The following is a 22,858-nucleotide window of genomic DNA, read 5'->3' on the forward strand; positions in this document are numbered from 1 at the left end:
GCGGGGCGCGGGAGCGCACCCTTTACCGGCACCCGTACGGGTCAGACCTTGCGCGCGACCCCCGCGTACACCGGCACGATGCCCTCCGCCTGGGCCGCCACGTCCTGCGGACCCGGACGCCAGCCCGACACCGGGATCACCCCGGGGCCGAGCAGCTCCAGACCGTCGAAGAAGCGGGAGAACTCGGCGAGCGAGCGGGGGAAGAAGGGGGTGCCGGTGCGGCGGAACTGCTCGGCGGCCTTCTCGATGGCCTCGGGGCTCAGATCGGGCGTGACCTGCGAGAGGATCACGAAGCTGCCCGGGGCGAGCTCGGCGACGTACCGCTTGAGCAGCCCGTACGCGTCGTCGTCCAGGTAGTGGGTGAGCGCCACCAGGGACAGCGCGACCGGCTCCGAGAAGTCCAGGGTCTCGGCGGCCGACCGCAGGATGGTGTCCGGGTCGCGGACGTCAGCGTGCACATAGTCCGTGGCGCCCTCAGGGGTGCTGTGCAGCAGGGCCTGCGCGTGCCTCAGGACGATCGGGTCGTTGTCCGCGTACACGACCTTCGACTCCGGGGCGATCTCCTGTGCCACCTGGTGCAGATTGGGCTCGGTGGGGATTCCGGTGCCGATGTCGAGGAACTGGCGGACACCGGCCTCCGCGGCCGTCCGCACCGCCCGCTGCATGAAGCGGCGGTTGGCACGCGCCCCGCGCACCACGGTGGCGTCCACCTCGAGGATCCTGCGGGCCAGTGCCTCGTCCACCGGGTAGTTGTCCTTGCCACCCAGCCACCAGTCGTACACCCGCGCCGGGTGCGGGCGGCTCGTGTCGATTCCGGGTGCGTCGGATCCGGTCATGCGGTGTCCTCTCCCCTGTGATGCCGTCGGTGGTGCGCGTGGCGTGTGGTCGTGCCGCCCCGCTCAGAAGTCCTCGCGGCGCTCCCGCAGCAGCTTCTTCGTACGCTCGGCCGACGCGGCCCGCGCCGACATGTGGTCCAGGACCTCCAGGTGCGTGGCGACCTCCTGACGGGAGTCGAGATACAGCGCACCGGTCAGGTACTCGGTGAAGACCAGGTCGGGCAGCTCCGGCTCGGAGAAGCGGAACAGGGAGAAGGGCGCGTACGTCCCCGGGTGCGGGCCGTCCTCGAACTCGCACACCTGGAGCGTGACCCGGTCGCGCTCGGCGAACTCCAGGAGCTTGTCGAGCTGCTCGCGCATCACCCCGGAGCGGATGCTCACCGGGCGACGCAGCACCGTCTCGTCCATGATCACCCACAGATGGGGCGCGTTCGGGCGCTCCAGCAGCTGCTGCCGGGCCATGCGCAGCGACACATGCCGCTCCAGCGACTCAGGACCCGCGTGCCCGATGGTCCCGGCCGCCATGACGGCACGCGCGTAGTCCTCGGTCTGCAGCAGTCCGGGCACGAAGTGCGGCTCGTAGGACCGGATGATCCCGGCCGCGCCCTCGAGGCTCACGTACAGGCTGAACCACTCGGGCAGCACGTCGTGGAACCGCTGCCACCAGCCCGGTCTGTTCGCCTCCTCGGCCAGCCGGACGAAGGTCTCGACCTGTTCCCCGGGCACGCCGTACGTCTCCAGGAGCACCTGGACATACGGGATCTTCAGGGCGACCTCGGCCATCTCTATGCGCCGTACGGTCGCGGGGGCCACCCGCAGTACCCGCGCGGCCTCCTCGCGCTTGAGGCCGGCCGCCTCCCGCAGCTCCTGAAGCCGTCTGCCGAGCACCACCTGGCCCACTGTCGGCGCAGGTCGCCGCTCACTCACGCCACGCCTCCCCTACGCGTCGAAGCTTGCGTGCAGTGTGCCATGCTCCCAGGCCGGTCTCACCGGTCACGACCGCTTCCCTCAATTACCTCCCGCGTAATCGACCGGGAGCCGGGCGGCCGGGATCGTGGTGGTCACGGGTTCCGGGCCGGCGCACTCCGGTCCGGGGCCCTCCCCGCGCCCCGTCAGGGCAGCAGGGAGTGAAGGTACTTGACCGTCGACGGGTCGGCCGGGAGGAACGTCTCGATGGCCAGCTCGGCGACGGTCACGTCCATGGGCGTGTTGAAGGTGGACGTGGAGGAGATGAACGACAGCGTCCGGCCCTCGTGCTCGATCCGCATCGGCAGCGCGAAGTACGGGACGGGATGCGTCTGTTCGGAGCCGGCGTCGGTCTCGGGGGCCGCCACCGGGTACGCCGCCACCTCCTCGTACAGCTCCCGCAGCGACTCGGAGCGGCGCAGGGCGATCTGCCGCCGCATCTGTTCCAGCAGATGGCCGCGCCACTCCCGCAGATTGCGGATGCGCGGGGCCAGGCCCTCGGGGTGCAGGGTGAGCCGCATGGTGTTGAGAGGGGGCCGGAGCAGGGACTCCGGGATGCCGTCGAGGAGCATCATGATGCCCCGGTTCGCGGCCACGACGTGGTACCCGGCGTCGAACACCAGAGCGGGGTAGGGCTCATAGCCCTGGATCAACCGCTCGATCCCCTCGCGCAGGGAGTCCAGGGACGGATCGTCCAGCGGGGTCTCCGGGAAGCGCGGGGCGTACCCCGCCGCGAGGAGCAGCGCATTGCGCTCCCTTACCGGCACGTCCAGATGCTCGGCGAGCCGCAGCACCATCTCCTCGCTCGGCCGGGAGCGTCCCGTCTCGACGAAGCTGATGTGCCGGGCGCTGGAGTCCGCCCGCAGCGCCAACTCCAGCTGACTTACCCGCCGTTGCTCCCGCCAGGCGCGCAGAAGCGGACCGACGCCCTGACCGGAGGGGGCGGCTGCAGGGGAGGCGGTAATGGTCATATGTACGACCGTAGCCGAGGAGCGGCGGACAGGGCACGGCGGCGCTCGGCAGGGCCGCGGAGGCGCAGCTGTGGCACGCTGAAGACACCCGGACCCTCAGGAAGGAGCGAGGTCATGCCCGTCGAACCCCTGTCGCAGAAGGAGATCGAGGACCGGCTCGCGGAACTGCCGGGCTGGTCCGTCGACGACGGCCGCCTCACCCGCTCGTACCGCCTCGGCACGCACTTCGCCGCGACCGCGATGGTCGTCCACATCGCCCAGGTCCAGGAGGAACTCGATCACCACTCCGACCTCACCCTCGGCTACAACACGGTCGCGCTGTCCGTGCACACCCACAGCGCGGGCGGCGCCGTCACCGCGAAGGACTTCGAGCTCGCCCAGCGGGTGGAGGCGCTCGCCCAGGGCCACGGAGCCGAGTGAGCCCGTGCTCGACGACGAGGAGGCCGACTCCCACGACGTCTCCCGCGGCGGCGAGCCCGGGCCGCCGCGGCCGCGGACGCCGTACTCGGTCCGGTCCCCGCGCACATCCGGCGGCTCCTCGACGTGGACTGCGGCACCGGGATCGTCCCCCGCAGGCTCGCGCCGCCCGGCCCGAGCCCCGGGTGCCGGCTGACGTACGGCTGGGCCCGCATGGCCGCCGTACGGCTGCCCGGCGCGGTCGTGCTCGCCGGTAGTCGTGCGCTGCCGCTCCCCGACGTGGTGTTCGACGTCGTCACCAGCGGGTGTCTGCTGCACCTCCTCGATCGACCCGAGGGCGTCCGTGCCATGGTCGCCGAGTGTGCCCGGGTCCTTACCGTTCCTGAAGACTGAGCAGGAGTGAGCCCCAGCCAGCCGCACGCCCCGAACGGTCTTGAGCGTAAGCACGCCCATGGCGAATTCCTGTGCCTCGGCACGGACGTCGAGGTGCTGGAACCCTCCGAGCTGCGTGAACGGATGGCCCGCACGATCGCCGAACTGGCCGAAAGATACGGCAACGCGGCGTCCCCGTGCGGCGACTGAGGAGCGGAACCCGTCCGTCCTCACCGCTCCGGAGGTTCACCCCGTGCAGCACCCGCACCCGCACCGCAGACGCCGAGTCCTCCTCTCGGCGACGACCGCCGCCGTGGCCCTCGTGGCCGCCGGTCTGACCGCGCTGTCGCCCGGTACGGCCGAGGCCGCCACCGCCCGCCAGGTCGAGAAACTCGATCGGGGAGTCGTCAGCGTGCACACCAGCAGCGGCAACCTGGTCAGCTGGCGCTGGCTCGGCACCGACCCGAACGACGTGTCCTTCAACGTCTACCGCGCCGGCACGAAGGTCAACTCGACCCCGGTCACCGGCTCCACGAACTACTTCCACTCCGGCGCGCCCGCCGAGGCCGACTACACCGTCCGGGCGATCGTCGGCGGTGTCGAGCAGGCGGACTCGGTCCACGCCGTCCAACTCCGCGGCGGCTACAAGGACGTTCCCATCAGCCCGCCGGCCGGCGGCACGACCCCGGACGGCGTCGCCTACACCTATGAGGCCAACGACGCGTCGGTGGCCGACCTCGACGGCGACGGGGCGCTGGACTTCGTCCTCAAGTGGCAGCCGACCAACGCCAAGGACAACTCCCAGTCCGGCTACACCGGCAACACGATCCTCGACGGCGTCAAGCTGGACGGCACCCGGCTGTGGCGGATCGACCTGGGCCGCAACATCCGTTCCGGCGCCCACTACACACAGTTCCAGGCGTACGACTACGACGGCGACGGCAAGGCCGAGGTCGCCATGAAGACGGCGGACGGTACGGTCGACGGCACCGGCGCGGTGATCGGCAGCGCGTCGGCCGACCACCGCAACTCCAGCGGCTATGTCCTGTCCGGCCCCGAGTACCTGACGATGTTCAACGGCCTGACCGGCAAGGCGATGCAGAGCGTCGACTACGTCCCGGCCCGCGGCACGGTGTCGTCGTGGGGCGACTCGTACGGCAACCGGGTCGACCGCTTCCTCGCCGGGACGGCGTACCTGGACGGCGCCCGCCCGTCGCTGATCATGGCCCGCGGCTACTACACCCGAACGGTGATCGCGGCCTGGGACTGGCGAGGCGACACCTTCACCCGCCGCTGGACCTTCGACACCAACTCCTCGACCAACAGCGGCAAGGGCTACGACGGCCAGGGCTCGCACAGTCTGTCCGTCGGGGACGTCGACAACGACGGCAAGGACGAGATCGTCTACGGGGCGATGGCGGTCGACGACAACGGCAACGGGCTGTGGACCACCAAGACGGGCCACGGCGACGCCCAGCACCTCGGCGACCTCGACCCCTCCCACGCGGGTCTCGAGTACTTCAAGGTCTCGGAGTCGGCCTCCCAGCCGGCGGAGCTGTACATCAACCCGGCGAACGGCATGGTGAACTGGAAACTGGCCGCGTGCTGCGACAACGGGCGGGGCGTCGCCGGCGACATCTGGGCCGGCAACGACGGCGCGGAGGTCTGGTCGGCCTCCGACACCTCGATCCGCGACGAGGCGGGCGCCACGAAGGGCCGCGAGCCGTCCTCGGTGAACTTCCTGTCCTGGTGGGACGGCGACACGGTCCGTGAACTCCTGGACGGCACCCACATCGACAAGTACGGCACCTCGTCGGACACCCGCCTCCTGACGGGGGCGTCGGTCCATTCCAACAACGGCACCAAGGCGACCCCGTCCCTGTCCGGCGACATCCTGGGCGACTGGCGCGAGGAAGTCGTCTGGCCGACGTCGGACAACACGGCCCTGCGGATCTACTCGACGCCGTACGAGACGACGACGAAGATCACGACCCTCCTCCACGACACGATGTACCGCACGGGCCTTGCCTGGCAGAACACGGCGTACAACCAGCCCCCGCACCCGAGCTTCTTCATCGGCAACGGGATGGCGACGGCGCCGAGGCCGACGGTGTACACGCCCTGACATGAGCGACAGGGCGGCTGCGGACAGCCGCCCTGTCCTCGGGTCAGGCCACCGTGCAGGTCTGGTCGCCCAGCTTGAACGCGGTCGGTTTTCCGTTCGTCCCCGACCAGCTCCCCGTGAAGCCGAAGCTCACGGACGAGCCCGCGGCCACGTTGGCGTTCCAGCCGACGTTCTTCGCGGTGACCGTCGAGCCCGACTGGGTGGACTCGGCGTTCCAGGTCTGGGAGATCGTCTGAGCGTTGGGGAAGGCCCAGCCGAGTGACCAGCCGGTCCAGGTGCTCGAGCCCGTGTTGCTCAGCTGGACGTCCGCCTGGAAGCCGCCCGACCACTGGTTGGTGATCTTGTACGTCACCGCGCAGGCGCCCGTGGGGGTCGGGTCCGTCGGATCCGTCGGGTCCGTCGGATCGGTGCCGCCTCCGCCGCTCGTGTCGGACGTGTCGCCGTAGATCACGCCCCGTCCGTTGGTCGAGACGTACACCCGGCCGTACACCCGCGGGTCACCGGTGATGGCCGCGCCGGTCCAACCCCACTGGTGGGCGTCATCGTTGATGCGGGTCCAGGTCGCGCCCTTGTCGGTCGAGCGGAAGATGCCGCGGACGCCACCGATCTTCGCGCTGGTGTAGAGCGTCTGGTACGACGCACCCGTGGCCGCCTTCCCGAATCCGATCGCGTCGGCCTGGTCGACGTGGGCGAGTTTCGTCCAGCTCGCGCCGGCGTCCGTGGAGTGCCACAGACCGTACGCCCCGTCGGTGGCCCCGCCCGCGAGCCAGACGTCACCCTTCACGCCGGGCAGCGCCTTGAAGCGCACGCTGTCACCGCTCGGCAGTCCGGTCGCCGCGGACGCGGTGAACGTCGCCCCGCCGTCCGTACTCACGTAGAACTTCCCGGACTTGAAGCCGTAGAAGGTCTTCGCGTCCACCCGGTCCGACTCCACGATCGCCCCGGCCGGGAGGCCGCTCGACGCCGACCAGGACGAACCGAAGCCCGTCGTGTACTGCACGCCCGTGCCGTCCGGACTCCACACGAACCGGCTGCCGTCCGAGGCGGCGGCCACCGTCCCGCCACCGCTGACGCCCGAAGGGTCGGTCCCCGCGAACCAGTTGGCCCCGTTGTCCGTCGAGAACGCGATGTGCGGGCCCGAGTCCAGATTGCCGACCCGTACGACCGTGTTGGCGTTCGTCTCGGCGAAGTCCAGACTCGTGGTCGTGGTGAAGTTCGGGGACGTGAACATCATCGACGGGACCTTGGCGAGGTCCGTGTGCCGGAAGCCGCCGACGTCTCCGAGCGCGCTCAGCAGCGGGGCGCCGGAGGGCGGTGAGGCGAGGTCGTTCACCGCGGTCTCCTCCAGGCCCTGCACCATCGGCTTGATGGCGAACTGGCCGCCGGAGTCCCAGTTCGTGAGGTTCTCCGTGCCGTAGAGCGTGGCCCCCGTGCCGTACATCATGCGGTTCGAGTTGAACGGGTCGATCTCCAGGGACTCGGTCATCCACCCGAGTTTCGGGCTCTGTTCGGGCGGTGACGGGTTCGCGCCCCAGGTCAGCCAGGGAGAGGACGAGACGTCCATCGTGTAGCGGTTCGCGCGGTTGGGGTACGACGAGTAGTCCCACGCCTTCGTCCAGGTCGCCCCGTTGTCGGTGGACCGGAAGATCTGGGTGTCGGGCCACCACGAGCTGTACGCCGTCGCCATCACCGTCCCGGGCTTCTGCCGGTCCACCGTCAGCCCGCTGAAGCCGTAGTAGGTGTCGGCCTCCGCGACCGGGCTGATGTTCGTCCAGGTGCCGGTCGCCGTCGCGTACCGCCACACCTGCCCCTTGCCACCGTCGTAGGGGCCGCCCTTGTCGCTGTAGGAGAGATACAGATAGCCGCCCGTCGCGTCCAGGACGCCCTTGTGGGCCAGGTAGCCCGTCGGCTGGCCGGCGAGCCGCGTCCAGGTCGCGCCCGCGTCCGTCGACCGGTACACCGAGTTCTGGAGGTCCGCGACGCCGACGTAGATCGCCCGGGTGGCGTTCCCGGACGTGCCCGTCGACTCGTCGAAGGTCACCCAGACGACGCCCTGGTTGTCGCTCGCGTAGCCGCTGGTGTCGCTCGGATCCTGCTGGTAGTTGCCGACGTTGGGGAAGTTCGCCACCTGCGACCAGCTGACCCCGGAGTCCGTCGACCGCCACAGCCCCTTGCCGCTCGGTGCCCCGAGATACAGCACGCTGTTCTTGTTCGGGTCCACCGCCAGCCGCTCGCCCATGCCCCGCCCCGGCATGTTGCCGCCGAGCTTGAAGGGCAGGTCGGCCTTCTGCCAGCTCGCGCCCCGGTTCGAGGAGCGCATGACCGCGCCGTTCTTCGGGTCCCAGCCGTTGGTGTACGTCCCGACGGCCGCGTACACCTTGTTCGGATCCACGGAGTCGGAGGCCAGGCTGACCACACCGGTGTGCCCCCAGTCGTCCCAGCCGACCGAGTCGAGCAGCGGCGTCCAGGTCCTGGACGACTCCTGCCAGCGGTAGGCCCCGCCGATGTCGGTTCGGGCGTACGCCAGGTTCTTCTCGGAGCGGTTGAAGACGATCCCGGGGACGAAACCGCCGCCGTCGATCCGGGCGTTCTTCCAGGTGTACGTGTCGGCGGCGAGCGAGACCTTCGCGGTGCTGTCGGCCGCCAGTGCGGGCGGGGTGCCGGCGAGCAGCCCGGCCGCGAGCGCGAGCACGGCCGTGAGGATGCGGGTTCTTCGCACGGGGGGTCCTTTCCGGGAAAGGGGGCGTAGGGGGTAAGCGCTTTCTCTGCGGTGCGAGAGTTGCCGGGCGACCCCCAGTGCGGGAGGGGGCCGCCCGGCTGTTCGGCCCCGCCGTCCGGTGGCGGAGCCTTATACGCGGAGCCTTTCAGGCGGTTCCGAGGAAACGCCGTGCACTGTGGCGCCCTTCAGGGGCGCGGGGAACTGCGCGACCAGCCACAACGGACCCGCAGTCAGAACACGGCGCAACCCGCGGAGCGCCCGGCGGGGGCTGGTTATTCGAGAAGCTCCGCGTACGACCCCATGGCCAGGGCGATGTCCGCCTGGGCCCAGAACCGGTGATAGGTGAACGACGGCACCGCGCCGCCCGCCAGATACGCCTCGATCTTCGACCAGGCCGGGTCGTCCTTGTAGAACGACCGGATGGACTCGAAGGTCGACGACGAGTTGATCGCGTCACCGTTCGGCATGGTCCCGGTCCAGCCGCTCGGGACGTACACCGAGTCGTCGAACCGGTTGTAGTCCGCCCGGCTCTCGGGCACCGCGATGCCCAGGCTGTCCTGGTAGTTGCTCCACATGCCGTCCAGCAGGGCCTTGGCCGTGGAGGCGGCCTGGGTGTCACCACTGCGGTCCGCGTAGTACGTCAGGGTCTTGGCGTACGCGGCGGCCACGCCGACATCGTTGGTGTAGTCGGCGACGGTGACGTGAAGTCCGCTGTTGGCACCGGGACTTGAGGCGTTCCAGGTGTCGGGCTGGCCCGACCACTGAAGCGTCGACGGGATCTGGTAGGTGCCGTCCGGGTTGATCGTGGTCTTGGACAGCGCCCAGTCGACCCACTTGTCGAGAACCGCCTTGGCCTGCGCGTTCCCCGTCTGCTGGTAGTACTCGGCGACCCGCTCCATCGACCACGCCTGGAAGCCGAACCACTGGTTGGACGGCGGGTCGTGGTAGACGGGCTGCTGGTCGTAGTACATGCCGTAGAAGGTCGACTTGCCGGCCGGGGGAGTCGCGTAGCGGCCCGCCCAGCTGTTCGTCGCACCGCCCGCGATCGCGCCCTCGTCGGACTGCAGCCAGCGGTAGAACTCCAGCTGCCGGCCCAGCGAGGTGTTCCAGTCCGACGCGCCCGTCGCCGACTTGGGCTTCAGGTCGGCGTAGGAGCTCAGCGCGTACGCGGCCATCGGGTTCTGGTAGCCGCCGTGCGCGTGACTGGATCCGATGCGCCAGGCCCAGCCCGCCGAGGTGTCGGTGGCGCCGCCCCAGGCGTAGTACCAGGACAGCAGGTACATCGAGGCGTCCTTGCCGGTACCGGCCGCGCAGGTGGACGGCCCGACACAGTTGCCGATCTTCTTGAAGTACTTGTCGTACATGGCGTAGCGCAGATAGTCGCCCATCTTCGCGGCCTTGCCCACGGTCGCGGAGACGTCGGAGCCCTTGCCCTGCTCATTGGCCCACTTGTCGGCCCAGTAAGCGGCCTGCACCGCACGCGCGTCGGCGTCCGGGGCGTTGGTGAACTTCCACTGCTTGGCGTAGGAGGCGTCACCGGTGAAGAGGTCCAAGTACCCGTTCTTGCCGCCGTACTTGAACTGGTCACAGGTCGGCTGCGGCACCGTCTCCCACACCGACTCCTGCGCACCGCGCTGGAAGGTGTTGATGTACGACGGCCCGGTGTCGGTCGGTCCCGCCTCGCACTTGCCGGGCGAGTTGCCGTAGCCGTAGACGTTGTCGACGTCCTGCAGCCAGTGCATGCCGTAGATGTCGTCCGTGCCGTACGCGCTCTTCAGCTCGCCCGCGATCGGGTCCGAGCCGACCGAGACCGACGAGTCGAGCTTCGCCGGGTACTCGTTCGGGGTGTCCAGCTCGGGCGCGTAGGTCGCCGGCTTGGAGGCGTTGTAGAAGGAGTTGGTCGGCTGGTCGGCGTGCGTGGGGATCATGTACTTCTCCATGATGTCCCAGGCACCGTTGAACTTGGACCAGTCGCCCGTCACCTTGCCGTACATGGCCTGGAGCCACAGGAGGTAGCTGTACGCCTCCGAGGTGGTCTCGTGGCCCTGGTCCGGCGCCTCGACGATCAGCGTCTCCACCGAGTGGTAGGGGATGCCCTCGGGGGAGAAGTAGCCGTTCGCCGGGTTGGTGATCTTGCCGTACAGATCCAGGAAGCGGGCGTTGTAGGTGCCCGTCGCCGCGATCTGGGTGACCGTCACCGAGGCCTTGGCGTGACCCGTCGCCGTCGACTCGAAGGTCGCCGCGCCGGTGCCGGAGGCGTTGCCGGTGATGGTCACCGTCTGCGCGGTGTTCCAGTTCGACGGGGTGAAGGTGAGCGAGGCCCCGCCGGTCACCGTAAGACCTGAATTGCCGCCGGTGCGGGCGGTCGTGACGGTCACGTTGGCCGAGGGCTGCGTCGACAGCTTCACGGTGTACGTGCCCGTCTTGCCCTGCTGGACGGCGAGTTGGGTGGCCGAGGCGACGACCGCGGGACCCGAGGCGACCGTGATGCCGACCGGCGTCGACTCTCCGGACGCGCCCAGGCTGTCGTACGCCTTGGCGAGCAGCGAATGACTGCCCACGGTCAAACTTGAGGCAGAGAGCGAGTACGGCGATGTCGTGTCGGTACCCAGCAGCGTGGTGTTGTCGTAGAACTCCACCTTGCTGATGGTCGCGTTGTCCGCGGCGGCGGCCGTCGCGGCGAGCGGGACCGCGTCGCCCTGGGTGTAGACCGCGCCCGCGGCCGGGCTGGTCAGCACGGTGATCGGCGGCTGGTGGGCGCCGGTGCACGAGGTGCCGTTGATCGCGAAGTTCGTCGGAGCCGCGTTGGCGCCGCTGTAGCTGAACTGCGCGCCGGTGGTGACGGCGCCGCCCGCGGCGATGTTCGCGTTGTACGTGGCGCTGTTGACCGTGACCGTCTGGCCGGACTGGGACCAGGTCCCGTTCCAGCCGTTGCTCAGCTTCTGGTTGCCCGTGTAGCCGTACGTCAGGGTCCAGCCGTTGATGGCGCCCGTGCCGCGGTTGGTGATCGTCAGGTCCGCGGTGAAACCGGAGCCCCAGTCGTTGGTCTTGTAGTCGACGCTGCACTGAACTGCAGCTGCCTGTGCGGGAGTTGAAGCCGCACTCAGCATCGCGAACGGCAGTGCCATGGCCGCCACGACAGCGGTCCACAATCGCCGGACGGCCCGGCGTCTCCTGGTGGGGGGCATTGCTGGTTCCTCCTTGTGCGGCTCGGAGAAGTCAAGGCTTGAACCAGTGGGAGCGCTCCCATAGTGGAGACGACCATTCAAGGGGTCAAGGCTCTTGAAGAGTCGAAAAGATTCGACGAACGCGGCCCAGGAAAGTCAAGTGACCCCTCTGTTCTTTGCTGTCACTTGGCGCTACCTTCCTTGACACCAGTGGGAGCGATTCCATCAGTCGACGCGTCCGTAACGGCGCGCTGATCTGCAAGGAGTCGCTCATGCGACACCCCCCGCGTTCAGTACTTGCAGCCGTTGCCGGCGCGGCCGCCCTCATCGGGTCCGTGACGGTGCCGGTGGTCACGGCGTCCGCCGCCGCCCCTGCCTGCTCGGTGGAGTACTCCGTCACCAGCCAGTGGGGCAGCGGCTTCCAGGGCGCCGTGAAAATCACCAACAACACGGCGGCCATGAGTAGTTGGAGCCTCGGCTTCGACTTCGCCGGCGGTCAGGAGCTCACCCAGGGCTGGAACGCGCGATGGTCCCAGTCCGGTACGACGGTCACCGCGGCCAGTGAGAGCTACAACGGCTCCCTGGCCACCGGAGCGAGCGTCAGCGCCGGATTCATCGCGTCCTGGTCGGGGAGCAACACCGTCCCGACCTCGTTCAAGCTCAACGGCACCAGCTGCAACACGGCTGTGGAGCCCTCGCCCACGCCGGAGCCGACGGATCCCGCGGAAAGCGGGCCCCCCGTCCTCCGCGCGTCGGGCAACAAGCTCGTGGACGCCGGCGGCGCGACCCGCCGTCTGCTCGGAGTGAACCGGTCCGGCGGCGAGTTCATGTGCGTCCAGGGCCGCGGCGTCTTCGACGGCCCGGTCGACGACGCCTCGGTGAAGGCGATCGCCGACTGGAAGGCGAACACGGTCCGCATCCCTCTCAACGAGGAGTGCTGGCTGGGCCTGTCCAACATCGACCCGGCCTACGCCGGTGCGAACTACATCAACGCCGTCAAGGGCCTGGTCGCCAAGGTCAAGGCCCACGGCATGACACCCGTGGTCGAACTGCACTGGACCCACGGGCAGTACACCGGCAACTCCGCCGGCTGCTCCGACGTGCACGCAAGCTGCCAGAAACCGATGCCCGACATGCAGTACACGCCCTCCTTCTGGGCCTCGGTTGCCAACACCTTCAAGAACGACCGCACGGTCGTCTTCGACCTGTTCAACGAGCCCTACCCGGACCGCGCCACCTCCACGACCACCCAGGCGTGGCAGTGCTGGCGGGACGGCGGCAGCTGCCCGGGCATCGGGTACGAGGTCGCCGGTATGCAGGATCTCGTCGACAGCGTCCGGGGCACCGGCGCGACCAACCTGGTCCTGGCCGGGGGGATCGCCTACTCCAACGACCTCAGCCAGTGGCTGACGTACAAACCGGCCGACCCGGCGGGCAATCTCGCCGCCGCCTGGCACGTGTACAACTTCAACACCTGCGCCGACGAGAGCTGCTGGAACTCCACGCTCGCCCCGGTGGCCGCCCAAGTCCCCCTCGTGGCAGGGGAGATCGGCGAGAACACCTGCGCGCACGGATTCATCGACCAGGTCATGAAGTGGTTCGACAGCCATGGCCTGTCGTACCTCGGCTGGACCTGGAACACCTGGGACTGCTCCTCCGGGCCGTCCCTGATCAGCGGCTACGACGGCACACCCACAGCGTTCGGCACCGGGCTGCGTGACCATCTGCGCGCCCTGAACGGATAGCACCGCCCAACGGACACCATCCGCGAACGAGAAGGAAACCCGCACTCATGAGTCGTACGAGAACAGCGCTCCTCGCTGCCCTGGCGCTCGTCGCCGGGGCCTCCGGGACCGCGCTGGCCGTGACCCCCGGCGACGCAGGCCTCGCCGCCGTCCCCTGCACCGTGGACTACAAGGTGCAGAACCAGTGGGACACCGGCTTCACGGCCGCCGTCACCGTCACCAACAACACCACGGCCAAGTCGAGTTGGTCGCTGAAGTGGGCGTACGCCGGAAACCAGAAGGTCACCAGCGGCTGGAACGCCAAGGTCAGCCAGAGCGGCACGGCCGTCACCGCGGCGAACGAGTCCTACAACGGCACCCTCGCCACCGGCGGCTCGGTCAGCTTCGGCTTCCAGGGCACCTACAGCGGCACCAACGCCGTCCCGGCCACCTTCACCCTCGACGGAGTGACCTGCAACGTCGACGGCGGCACCGATCCCACCGATCCGACCGATCCGACGGACCCCGGGAGCGGCACCAAGGTCGACAACCCGTACGCCGGCGCCAAGGTGTACGTGAATCCCGAGTGGTCCGCCAACGCCGCCGCCGAGCCGGGTGGCAGCCGCATCTCCAACCAGCCCACCGGTGTGTGGCTGGACCGGATCGCCGCGATCAACGGCACCGGCGGCAAGATGGGTCTGCGCGCCCATCTCGACGAGGCGCTGAAGCAGAAGGGCTCGGGAGAGCTCGTCGTCCAGCTGGTCATCTACGACCTGCCCGGACGCGACTGCTCGGCCCTCGCCTCCAACGGCGAACTGGGCCCGACGGAGATCGACAAGTACAAGACGCAGTACATCGACCCGATCGCGGCGATCCTCGCCGACCCGAAGTACGCCTCGCTGCGGATCGTCAACACGGTCGAGCTCGACTCGCTGCCGAACCTCGTCACCAACGTCACGCCGCGAGCCACGGCCACCGCGAACTGCGACACGATGAAGGCCAACGGCAACTACGTGAAGGGCGTCGGCTACGCGCTCAACAAGCTCGGTGACGCCGCCAACGTCTACAACTACGTGGACGCCGGGCACCACGGCTGGCTCGGCTGGGACGACAACTTCTCCGCGACCGTCCAGACGATCAAGCAGGCGGCCACTGCCGAGGGCGCCACAGTCAACGACGTGCAGGGCTTCATCACCAACACCGCCAACTACAGCGCACTGAAGGAGCAGAACTTCACCATCAACGACTCCGTGAACGGCAAGTCCGTGCGCGAGTCCAAGTGGGTGGACTGGAACCGGTACGTCGACGAGCTCTCCTACGCCCAGGCCTTCCGCCAGGAGGCCGTGAACCAGGGCTTCCCCGCGGGCGTCGGCATGCTGATCGACACCTCCCGCAACGGCTGGGGCGGCACCGCCCGACCCACCGGTCCCGGTGCCATGACGGACGTGGACACCTACGTCAACGGCGGCCGGATCGACCGGCGTATCCATGTCGGCAACTGGTGCAACCAGTCGGGGGCCGGTCTCGGTGAGCGCCCGAAGGCCAGCCCGGCCGCAGGGATCGACGCCTACGTGTGGATCAAGCCTCCGGGTGAGTCCGACGGGTCCAGCTCCGCGATCGCGAACGACGAGGGCAAGGGCTTCGACCGGATGTGCGACCCGACGTACACCGGCAACCCGCGGAACAACAACAACATGTCCGGTGCGCTGCCGAACGCTCCGCTGTCGGGGCACTGGTTCTCGGCGCAGTTCCAGGAGCTCATGAAGAACGCGTATCCGGCGCTCTAGCTGGACCGGGGTGCGGTTCGATGTGAGCTGCGGGTCCGTTGTGGCTGGTCGCGCCCGCGCGGCGGAGCCGCATGTTGATACAGACCCGCGCCCCTAAAAGAATCACCCCGCCGGGGTCTGGTCAGTTCTCCTGGGCCAGGCCCCGGCGGATCGCGAACTCCACCGCTGAATAGTCGCCGTCGGTTCTGCTCAACTCGTACGGCACCGCCGGCAGCAGGGGCGGCTGGGCCATGAAGCGGGGGCTGGTGCCGTGGTGGGGCTGGGCCGCGTGGACCAGGAAGGGGTGGCAGAGGTAGACGTCCCCCGGACTGCCGGTGGCAAGGGCGAGCGGGCGGTGTGCCGAGGCCTTGTCCACCTTCGGGCCCAACTCAAGGAAGGAGGCGCCCTGTGCGCCGTACGGCTCCAGGGCCGGCGGTACGTCGAGATGGGAGCCGATCCTGATGCGGGTCGGGGCATCGGACTCGGTGACCTCGCTGAACAGGAACAGCATCAGCAGGGCGCGGTCCCTGGAGCGCAGGTTGGTGTGGTACATGCCGGCGGGCGCGTCCTCGGGGAGGTAACTTCCCTCGATGTGCCAGCCCGCGTCGTCCGGTTCCTCCCCGTGCGGAAACCGCAAGGGGAAGGTGCCCAGTGAGTAGCGGGGCTGCCAGCGGTTCTCGCCCACCAGCAGGTCGAACGCCTCGTGCAGCACCGGAGAGTTGGCGGCCGCCGCGAACGGGCCCTGTGCCATTCCGGCCACCCAGACCACCGGATCCCTCCAGGAGGCCGGGTCCTCCGGGTCGTAGCCCGTCTCCCGCCACAGCAGCGACGCGCAGTGCTGGGCGACGCGTGGCGGGAAGGCGCCCTCGATCTTCACGAATCCGTCCTCGAGGAAGCGCTCCACCAGTTCATCGTCCATGCAGTCATCGTGGGGGACCGGCCGGGGTGGGCGCATCCCATTTTCTTTGCGCCTGCTTTGCCATGTTTTTTGCTGTCGCGGCAACATCGCTGGCCTCTTCGCGGTGCGTCGGAGCACGCTGGCCGTATCCCGAGGAGAGGCTGGCACCATGGCGCACGATCAAGGCACCCACGCTCACCATCACCACGACCACACCGACATCGACTGGTCCACGATGGCCGAGCACCTGGAGACCCAGGCGGAACTGTTCACGCCGCTGTACGAGCGGGCACTGGCCTGGCTCGGGCACAAGCAGACCGAGCCGGGGCTGATCGTCGACGCGGGCAGTGGGCCCGGGGTGCTGTCCTGTCTGCTCGCCGAGGCGTTCCCGGGGGCCCGGGTGATCGCCGTCGACGGGGCCGAACCGCTCCTCGAGCGGGCCCGGGCCCGGGCCGCGCGGCTCGGTGTCGCCGACCGCTTCGGGACGCTCGCCGGTGAACTACCCGCGGTTCTGGACGAGTTGGACTACCCCGTCGACCTCCTCTGGGCCAGTCGGAGCCTGCACCACCTCGCGGACCAGCGGTCCGGGATCGCCGCGTTCGCCGCCCGCCTGGCGCGGGGCGGCACGTTGGCGCTGATGGAGGGCGGGCTGCCCGCGCGCTTCCTGCCCCGGGACATCGGGTTCGGGCGGCCGGGGCTCCAGGCGCGGCTCGACGCACTGGAGGAGGAGCGGTTCGCGCAGATGCGGGCGGGGTTGGCCGACTCCGTCGCCGAGGTCGAGGACTGGCCCGCGCTGATGGCCTCCGCCGGGCTGCGGCACACCGGTACGCGCAGCTTCATGCTGGATCTTCCGGCGCCGACGACCGATCGGGCCCGTGCGTACATCGCCGCGTCGCTCGGGTGGCTGCGGGACGGTTTTGCCGAGCATCTGGACGCGGACGACCGTGACACGCTCGACCGGTTGCTCGATCCTGCAGATGCGGCGAGTGTGCATCGCCGGGCGGATGTGTTCGTGCTGGCGGTGCACACGGTGCACACGGCTGTGCGGACCGGTTGAGGTACTCGGTGATCAGCGCGCCCCCGACGTACCGGACACGGGAGGCAACGAAGTGCTCGGCCAGCACCCGCCGTTTCGTCTCCTCCTGCGGTGTCCGGTCCAGCGGCTGCCCCGCCGGATCCCCTACGGCGACGATCCGTTCCGTCACCAGCATGCGGGCGCGGATCACCGGGGCGGGAGCCTCGGTGCCGTAGAGGGTGCCCGACGCAGCCGGGCCGCGGTCCAGGGCCAGGTCGCGCAGCTGCCGTACCGAGCCCGGGTCGGCCAGTGACCACACCCGGCGGCGGGACGGCATGTAGACGACACCCTCGGCGTGCGTGGTACTCAGCGCCCGGCTGATCGCCGTGGCGTCGTCGGTGCGGCTCTGCGGGGTGCGCAACTGGAGGGTGACCGGTAGCAGTGCGAGCACGGCCGCGGCCATGGCGAGGCCCCGGGTCCGGCCCAGCCGGTCGAGCGCCGCGCCGACCAGGAGGGCCGTGCCGGCGTGGCCGTAGAGGACATAGCGGTCGAGGTAGAGCGGCTTCAGCGGGGTCAGCAGGATCAGCGTCAGGGCGGGCAGGATCACGAGGGGGAGGGCCAGGCGGGGCACGGGGCCGCGTCGGAGCGGGACGGCGCAGGTCAGGGCCAGTGCGCTCACTCCGGCGAAGCCCAGCAGCGCACCCGCTCCCAGGCCGCCGATCCACTTCACCTGGTCCGACTGGCGCATGCTCTGCGCGGACAGGGGAGCCAGGCAGGTGCAGACCGCGAGAGCGACACGGAGGGCGGCGCGGCGGGCCGGTCTCGGTAGGGCCAACAGGTGCGCGGGCAGGGCCAGGACGGCGAACTCGTGCAGCAGACAGGCGGTGAGCAGGACCGCGCCGTAGGCCGCCCAGGCTCCGGGCGTACGGCGGTCCGCGGCCCGCACCAGCAGGTACGTCGCCACCACGATCAGCGCACAGACGACGGCGTACGAACGGCCCTCCTGTGCGTAGCGCTGTACCGGCGGGAGCACGGCGAAGGTGATCCCGGCCAGGAGCCCGGCGCGGGATCCGGCGAGGCGCCGACCCAGTAGCGCCAGGGTGCCGGCTGCCGCCGCGGTCGCCAGCACCGACGGCAGGCGCAGCACGAGCAGGGGGTCCATGTCGCCGCACAGACGGAACAGGGCGTGCATGAGCAGGTAGTACAGGCCGTGCACCGCGTCGACGTGCCCCAGCGTCCTCCACAGGTCCGGCAGGGAGCGCCCCGCCATGTCGTACGTCACCACCTCGTCCCGCCAGATGCTGCCGCCGCGCCGGATGCCCCACAGGCCGAGGGCGAGGGAGAGGGCGGCGGGGACGAGCGCGAGCCCGGGCCGCCTGGCGGAGGGCGCGGTCCTGGACGTCGCGGGTGGCAACCGAACCGGCCGTAGCAGGGGTCCTGGTGAGTGTGTGGTGGCGATGACCGACTCCGGTGCGTGGCGGGAGCAAGGGGCCCGGTGAGTGGGGGTGCACCGACGAGTCCAGGGGCCGGAGGATTGTTGGGCAGCCCCGAATCGGCGGGCCAATCAATTCGCGGGGGCGGTCGTCGACGTGCGGGACGGCTGTGAGCGAAGGGGGAGAGGCACATGGGGCGCCGGGAGAAGCCGCTTGATCCGGGGGCGGGGGCCGTGCAGCGGTTCGCGTTCGAGATGCGCAAGCTGCGCGACGAGGCGGGCAGCCCCACCTACCGCGCCATGGCGGCCCGCGCCGGCTATTCGGCACCCACCCTGTCCGCCGCCGCGGCCGGTGAACGGCTGCCGACCCTGCCGGTGCTCCTCGCCTATGTCGCCGCGTGCGACGGCGATCCGGGGGAGTGGGAGCGACGGTGGCGGGCGACGGCCGCCGACTCGGCCGACGCGCGTGCGGTCGAGGTCGACGAGGAGGGCAGCCCCTATCCGGGGCTCGCCCGTTTCGAGACGGCGGACGGGGAGCATTTCCACGGCCGCGACGACCTGATCGCCGAACTCGTCGGACTCACCGCCGTCAAGCGGTTCGTGGCGGTGGTCGGGGCGAGCGGCAGCGGCAAGTCCTCACTCCTGCGGGCGGGGTTGATACCGGCGCTCCGGGCTCCCTCGGCGGGGAGGGGCACGGACCTCGCCGCCATCCGTCTGCTCACCCCGGGCGCCCGTCCCCTCCGCACCCACGAGGCGCTCTTCACCCCGCACGACGGTCCCGGCGACACCCTCCTCGTCGTCGACCAGTTCGAGGAGGTCTTCACGCTCGGTGCCGACGCCGGGGACCGCACCTTCTTCCTGGGGGAGTTGCTCGCTGCCCTCGACCCGGCGTCACGGCTGCGCGTGGTGATCGCCGTGCGGGCCGACTTCTACGGCCGGTGCGCCGAACACGGGCCGCTCGCCGAGGCGTTGCGGGACTCCACGCTGCTCGTCGGACCCATGCCGCCAACCGCGCTGCGGGAGGCCGTGGTGCGCCCCGCCGCCGCTCAACGGCTTGTCGTGGAAAGGGCGTTGACCGCGCGGATCGTCGCGGACGTGGCCGGTGAACCGGGCGGACTGCCGCTGATGGCCCACGCCTTGCGCGAGGTCTGGCGCCGGCGCACCGGCAAGACCCTCACCCTCGCCGCCTACGAGGCCGTCGGTGGCGTCCGCGGCGCCGTCGCGCACACCGCGGAGGCCGTACACGCCCGGTGCGTCCCCGCCGAGGCCGTCGCGCTGCGCCGCCTGTTGCTACGGCTGGTGAACCCCGGCGACGGCACCGAGGACACCCGGCGGCCCGTGGACCGCGCGGAACTCGACGCGGACGGGACGACGGCCCGTGTCCTGGAGCTGCTGGTGCGCAGCCGGCTGCTGACGGTCGACGGCACCACCGTCGACCTCGCCCACGAGGCCCTTCTCGGCGCCTGGCCGCGGCTGCGAGGCTGGCTGGACGAGGACCGCGAACGGCTGCGCCTGCACCGCGCGCTCACCGAAGCCGCCCTCACCTGGGACGTGTTGGGACGGGACCCGGGCGCGCTGTACCGGGGGACGCGGCTGACACAGGCCCGCGAGACCTTCGGCGACAACGGCGACGGTGGGGATGTCGGTGAACTGAACCGGCTCGAGCGCGACTTCCTGGCCGCGAGCGTCGAGACATACGAACGAGGCCGGCGTGCCGCGACCCGCGCCGCCCGCCGCCTGCGCACCCTGACCGGAGCGCTCGCCGTGCTGCTGGTCCTGGCCGTGGTCGCGGGCGCGGCCGCCTGGCGGCAGAGCGGGGTCAGTGCCCGGCAGCGCGACGAGGCGGAGGCCCGGCGGGCCGCGGCCCTGGTGGAGACCCTGCGCGAGGGCGACCCGCGCACCGCGATGCGCCTGGCCGTGGCCGCCTGGCGGACCGCCGACCTGCCCGAGACCCGCGAGGCACTGCGCACGGCCGCCGCACAGAGCGAGCGGGACGTGTTCACCGAGCCCGAGGAGGGGGACGCGCGGGCCATGAACGCGCCCTCCTGGCTCAGCCGGGACGGGCGGATCCTGTCGACGGTGGTGCACGACAAGGTCGTCCAGTGGAACGTGCCCACGCACCGCAGAATCCGGTCCGTGCGGCTCCCGGGCCTGTCCGAGGGCGTGACCGACGTCAGCGAGGACGGGCGCTTCGTCGCCTACACGACGTTCGACGGCACCGGCCTGCTGGTCGGCGGCCTCGCGGACGGCAGCACGTACCGGCTGCCGATCGGCTCCTGGCGGGACGTCGACGTCCGGTTCGCTCCGGACGGGAGCACCCTGCTCGTACGGCGACTCGTCCACGGCGCGACCGACTCGCGGGCCACGCTGGAGGTGTGGGACGTGGTGCGGCAGCGGGTGCGCTTCCGGTACGAACGGGGCAGCGGCGACGGCCCGTTGCCCGCCCGGAGTCCCGACGGCCGCTACCTCGCGTGGTGCACGGACCAGGGCGGACAGCTGCGCGTCCTCGACACCGGCGAGCCGCGCCCCGCCGCCACCACGGTGCCCGCCGCGACCGGACGGGCGGTGTGCCGGGGCGACGAACTCACCTTCACCGCCGACAGCCGGGCCGTGGCGAGCGTCACCGACGGCGGTGTCGTCACCTGGGATGTCCGCACCGGACGGGAACGGCCCCGGCTGCCCCTGGCCGGTGGCGGATACCGCGTGGAGTTCGCCGGTGACTACGCCCTGACCTGGACCCTGGGTTCCCTCGCCCTCTGGCGCCCCGACCTGCCGGACCCCGCTGACGACAGCGTGCGCGAGCCGCTGCTCACCTTCCCTCTCGACTCGTCGGCGGTGGGCGACCTGCGTCTGGACCTCGACGCGGGAGTGCTGCGCTACCGGGAACAGGGCCGGACCAGTTCGGTGCACACCCTCTCGCTCCAGGGACTGACCGGCACCGCATGGCGGGACCGGGCGGCGCAGACCGCCGCGTTCGACAGCCGGGGCCGGCCGACGCGGGCGAGGAAGGCCCCGGTGGTCGACCGGCGGGACACCGTCACCGCGGACCCGGCCGGCCGCACCGCGCTGACCTCGGAGGGCACGCTCGTCAGCGTCTCGACGGGCAAGCGGCTCCAGGGAGTCAGGGGAGTTGAGGGCGAGGACTATCTCACCGACGGCGCCTTCAGCCCCGACGGCCGGTACCTCGCCGCCGCCGACGTCCGCGGCCGCCTCACCCTGTGGGACGCGCACAGCTGGCGCAGACTGGCCGTCCTGAGAACGGGTGGCTCCAACCTCCACGGTCCGGCGCTCGGCTTCTCCGCCGACGGCGCCCTGGTCGCCGCGAGCGACCCCGACGGAGTGGTGAACGTCTGGGAGACGGCCACGCCCGCTCTGCCCCCCGCCTCCCTGCCCGCGGGGGACTCCCCGGTGCTCGCCCTCGGATTCGCCCGGGACGGCGGAGAGTTGCACATCGCCACACCCCATCTGACCGACCGGGCCCTCCCGTCGGCCCCGGGACGGGTCGCGCGGAGTGTGTGCGCCCGGGTGTCGACGGGTCTCACCGAGGGGGAGTGGCGGCGCTACTTCCCGTCCGCCGACTACCGCCGCTCCTGCGGCCCTTGACTTCGAGAACGCTTCAACTGATGTACTCCCTGCCATCCACGGGATCGCAGCGGAACACAGGGGGAAGCCATGTCCGACGACTCACCGGTCGCGCTCATCACCGGCGGCGGCAGCGGAATCGGTGCCGCGGTCGCACGGCAACTGCTCGACGCGGGGCACCGGGTGGCCGTCACCGGGCGGGGCGAGCCGCGCCTGCGTGCCTTCGCCGAGGAACTCGGCGACCCGGACGGCCTGTTGACGTTCGTCGGCAACGCCGCCGAGTACGGGGACGTCAGGGCCGCGGTCGACGGCACGCTCAAGGAGTTCGGCCGACTGGACACGGTCGTCGCCAACGCGGGGTTCGCCACCCATGACACCGTCGCCGGGGGCGACCCCGCCGGCTGGACCGAGATGGTGCTGACCAATGTGCTCGGCCCCGCCCTCCTCATCCGCGCCTCCATCGACGCGCTCAAGGAGACCCGCGGCCGGATCGTGCTGATCGGCAGCGTCGCCGGGTTCATCCACGGGCCGGGCAACATCTACGGGGCGACGAAGTGGGCGGTGACCGGGCTCGCCGAGAACGCCCGCCGTGAGGTCACCGAGTTCGGTGTCGGCGTCACCCTGGTGGCGCCCGGCCGGGTGGAGACGCCGTTCTGGGACGGCTACGGCAGCCTTCCGCCCGGCCACCTGCTCACCGCCGACCAGATCGCCGACTCGGTGGTGTGGGCCGTACGGCAGCCGGAGGGCGTCGACATCAACACCGTCGTCGTACGGCCGATCGGACAGCCCGTCTGACGTACGGAGCGGACCGGCGGACGCCGGACACACGACGGCCGGCGGTGCGGCCCCTACGACAGGGACCGCACCG

General features: G+C 70.5%; 14 protein-coding genes and 2 pseudogenes. 9 read left to right on the forward strand and 7 right to left on the reverse strand.

The features are described 5' to 3' along the window. Positions 1-41: 41 nt before the first annotated feature. The 3 genes from BFN33_RS14250 to BFN33_RS14260 all read right to left on the reverse strand — a co-directional run bounded on the left by BFN33_RS14250 (position 42) and on the right by BFN33_RS14260 (position 2,773). Positions 42-836, reverse strand: coding sequence for an SAM-dependent methyltransferase (locus BFN33_RS14250; RefSeq protein WP_069760392.1), 795 nt, complete (start codon positions 834-836; stop codon positions 42-44). Positions 837-899: 63 nt separating this feature from the next. Then, complete coding sequence (locus BFN33_RS14255) at positions 900-1,763, reverse strand: helix-turn-helix transcriptional regulator (protein ID WP_079140825.1); 864 nt, start codon at positions 1,761-1,763, stop codon at positions 900-902. 185 nt (positions 1,764-1,948) lie between these two features. Continuing rightward, positions 1,949-2,773 (reverse strand): helix-turn-helix domain-containing protein, encoded by an 825-nt coding sequence (locus tag BFN33_RS14260; RefSeq protein ID WP_069760394.1) that lies wholly within the window; start codon positions 2,771-2,773, stop codon positions 1,949-1,951. A 114-nt stretch (positions 2,774-2,887) separates the two neighbouring features. Between BFN33_RS14260 and BFN33_RS14265 the strand changes: the two genes are divergently transcribed. The 4 genes and pseudogenes from BFN33_RS14265 (at position 2,888) to BFN33_RS14280 (ending at position 5,687) form a co-directional block, all read left to right on the forward strand. Then, a complete protein-coding gene (locus BFN33_RS14265; protein WP_069760395.1) occupies positions 2,888-3,193 on the forward strand; it encodes a 4a-hydroxytetrahydrobiopterin dehydratase in 306 nt (101 codons plus the stop codon). 4 nt (positions 3,194-3,197) lie between these two features. Next, positions 3,198-3,565: pseudogene (locus BFN33_RS14270) on the forward strand (class I SAM-dependent methyltransferase); the annotation flags it as partial. 24 nt (positions 3,566-3,589) lie between these two features. Beyond that, positions 3,590-3,772 carry a WYL domain-containing protein gene (locus BFN33_RS14275; protein WP_069760396.1) on the forward strand — a complete coding sequence of 61 codons (183 nt, stop codon included), beginning with the start codon at positions 3,590-3,592 and terminating at the stop codon, positions 3,770-3,772. A gap of 43 nt (positions 3,773-3,815) precedes the next feature. Beyond that, on the forward strand, positions 3,816-5,687 hold the full coding sequence (locus BFN33_RS14280) for a rhamnogalacturonan lyase (RefSeq protein ID WP_069760397.1): 1,872 nt from the start codon (positions 3,816-3,818) through the stop codon (positions 5,685-5,687). Positions 5,688-5,730: 43 nt separating this feature from the next. On the opposite strand, the gene BFN33_RS14285 is transcribed toward BFN33_RS14280, so the two are convergent. Both BFN33_RS14285 and BFN33_RS14290 read right to left on the reverse strand, forming a co-directional pair. Continuing rightward, on the reverse strand, positions 5,731-8,406 hold the full coding sequence (locus BFN33_RS14285; RefSeq protein ID WP_069760398.1) for a cellulose binding domain-containing protein: 2,676 nt from the start codon (positions 8,404-8,406) through the stop codon (positions 5,731-5,733). 272 nt (positions 8,407-8,678) lie between these two features. Further along, positions 8,679-11,594 (reverse strand): glycoside hydrolase family 48 protein, encoded by a 2,916-nt coding sequence (locus tag BFN33_RS14290; protein WP_069760399.1) that lies wholly within the window; start codon positions 11,592-11,594, stop codon positions 8,679-8,681. A 251-nt stretch (positions 11,595-11,845) separates the two neighbouring features. Here BFN33_RS14290 and BFN33_RS14295 point away from each other — a divergent pair, with 251 nt between their 5' ends. Both BFN33_RS14295 and BFN33_RS14300 read left to right on the forward strand, forming a co-directional pair. Next, positions 11,846-13,318, forward strand: a complete 1,473-nt coding sequence (locus tag BFN33_RS14295) for a cellulase family glycosylhydrolase (RefSeq protein ID WP_176742385.1) — start codon at positions 11,846-11,848, stop codon at positions 13,316-13,318. 47 nt (positions 13,319-13,365) lie between these two features. Next, positions 13,366-15,084: a glycoside hydrolase family 6 protein gene (locus tag BFN33_RS14300; protein ID WP_069760400.1), complete on the forward strand. Its 1,719-nt coding sequence runs from the start codon at positions 13,366-13,368 to the stop codon at positions 15,082-15,084. 121 nt (positions 15,085-15,205) lie between these two features. On the opposite strand, the gene BFN33_RS14305 is transcribed toward BFN33_RS14300, so the two are convergent. Beyond that, complete coding sequence (locus BFN33_RS14305; RefSeq protein WP_069760401.1) at positions 15,206-16,018, reverse strand: phytanoyl-CoA dioxygenase family protein; 813 nt, start codon at positions 16,016-16,018, stop codon at positions 15,206-15,208. Between the two features lie 112 nt (positions 16,019-16,130). Between BFN33_RS14305 and BFN33_RS14310 the strand changes: the two genes are divergently transcribed. Beyond that, positions 16,131-17,018, forward strand: a complete 888-nt coding sequence (locus tag BFN33_RS14310; RefSeq protein WP_069760402.1) for a trans-aconitate 2-methyltransferase — start codon at positions 16,131-16,133, stop codon at positions 17,016-17,018. A 787-nt stretch (positions 17,019-17,805) separates the two neighbouring features. On the opposite strand, the pseudogene BFN33_RS54275 reads toward BFN33_RS14310, so the two are convergent. Further along, positions 17,806-18,246, reverse strand: a pseudogene (locus BFN33_RS54275) (glycosyltransferase family 39 protein); the annotation flags it as partial. A 354-nt stretch (positions 18,247-18,600) separates the two neighbouring features. Between BFN33_RS54275 and BFN33_RS14330 the strand changes: the two are divergent. Next, the gene (locus BFN33_RS14330) at positions 18,601-22,011 is read left to right on the forward strand and encodes a PD40 domain-containing protein (protein WP_069760406.1); all 3,411 of its coding nucleotides are present in this window, start codon (positions 18,601-18,603) and stop codon (positions 22,009-22,011) included. Between the two features lie 69 nt (positions 22,012-22,080). Next, a complete protein-coding gene (locus tag BFN33_RS14335; protein ID WP_069760407.1) occupies positions 22,081-22,785 on the forward strand; it encodes an SDR family oxidoreductase in 705 nt (234 codons plus the stop codon). The last annotated feature ends 73 nt before the right edge of the window (positions 22,786-22,858 follow it).

It is taken from the genome of Streptomyces sp. LUP47B (assembly GCF_001746295.1).
Classification (GTDB): Bacteria; Actinomycetota; Actinomycetes; order Streptomycetales; family Streptomycetaceae; genus Streptomyces.

What these genes read in the sequence shown, in the direction of transcription:
- BFN33_RS14250 (WP_069760392.1), bottom strand. Translation starts at nt 836, where the DNA reads ATGACCGGATCCGACGCACCCGGAATCGACACGAGCCGCCCGCACCCG.
- BFN33_RS14260 (WP_069760394.1), bottom strand. Translation starts at nt 2,773, where the DNA reads ATGACCATTACCGCCTCCCCTGCAGCCGCCCCCTCCGGTCAGGGCGTC.
- BFN33_RS14265 (WP_069760395.1), top strand. Translation starts at nt 2,888, where the DNA reads ATGCCCGTCGAACCCCTGTCGCAGAAGGAGATCGAGGACCGGCTCGCG.
- BFN33_RS14290 (WP_069760399.1), bottom strand. Translation starts at nt 11,594, where the DNA reads ATGCCCCCCACCAGGAGACGCCGGGCCGTCCGGCGATTGTGGACCGCT.
- BFN33_RS14295 (WP_176742385.1), top strand. Translation starts at nt 11,846, where the DNA reads ATGCGACACCCCCCGCGTTCAGTACTTGCAGCCGTTGCCGGCGCGGCC.
- BFN33_RS14300 (WP_069760400.1), top strand. Translation starts at nt 13,366, where the DNA reads ATGAGTCGTACGAGAACAGCGCTCCTCGCTGCCCTGGCGCTCGTCGCC.
- BFN33_RS14305 (WP_069760401.1), bottom strand. Translation starts at nt 16,018, where the DNA reads ATGCGCCCACCCCGGCCGGTCCCCCACGATGACTGCATGGACGATGAA.
- BFN33_RS14310 (WP_069760402.1), top strand. Translation starts at nt 16,131, where the DNA reads ATGGCGCACGATCAAGGCACCCACGCTCACCATCACCACGACCACACC.
- BFN33_RS14330 (WP_069760406.1), top strand. Translation starts at nt 18,601, where the DNA reads ATGGGGCGCCGGGAGAAGCCGCTTGATCCGGGGGCGGGGGCCGTGCAG.
- BFN33_RS14335 (WP_069760407.1), top strand. Translation starts at nt 22,081, where the DNA reads ATGTCCGACGACTCACCGGTCGCGCTCATCACCGGCGGCGGCAGCGGA.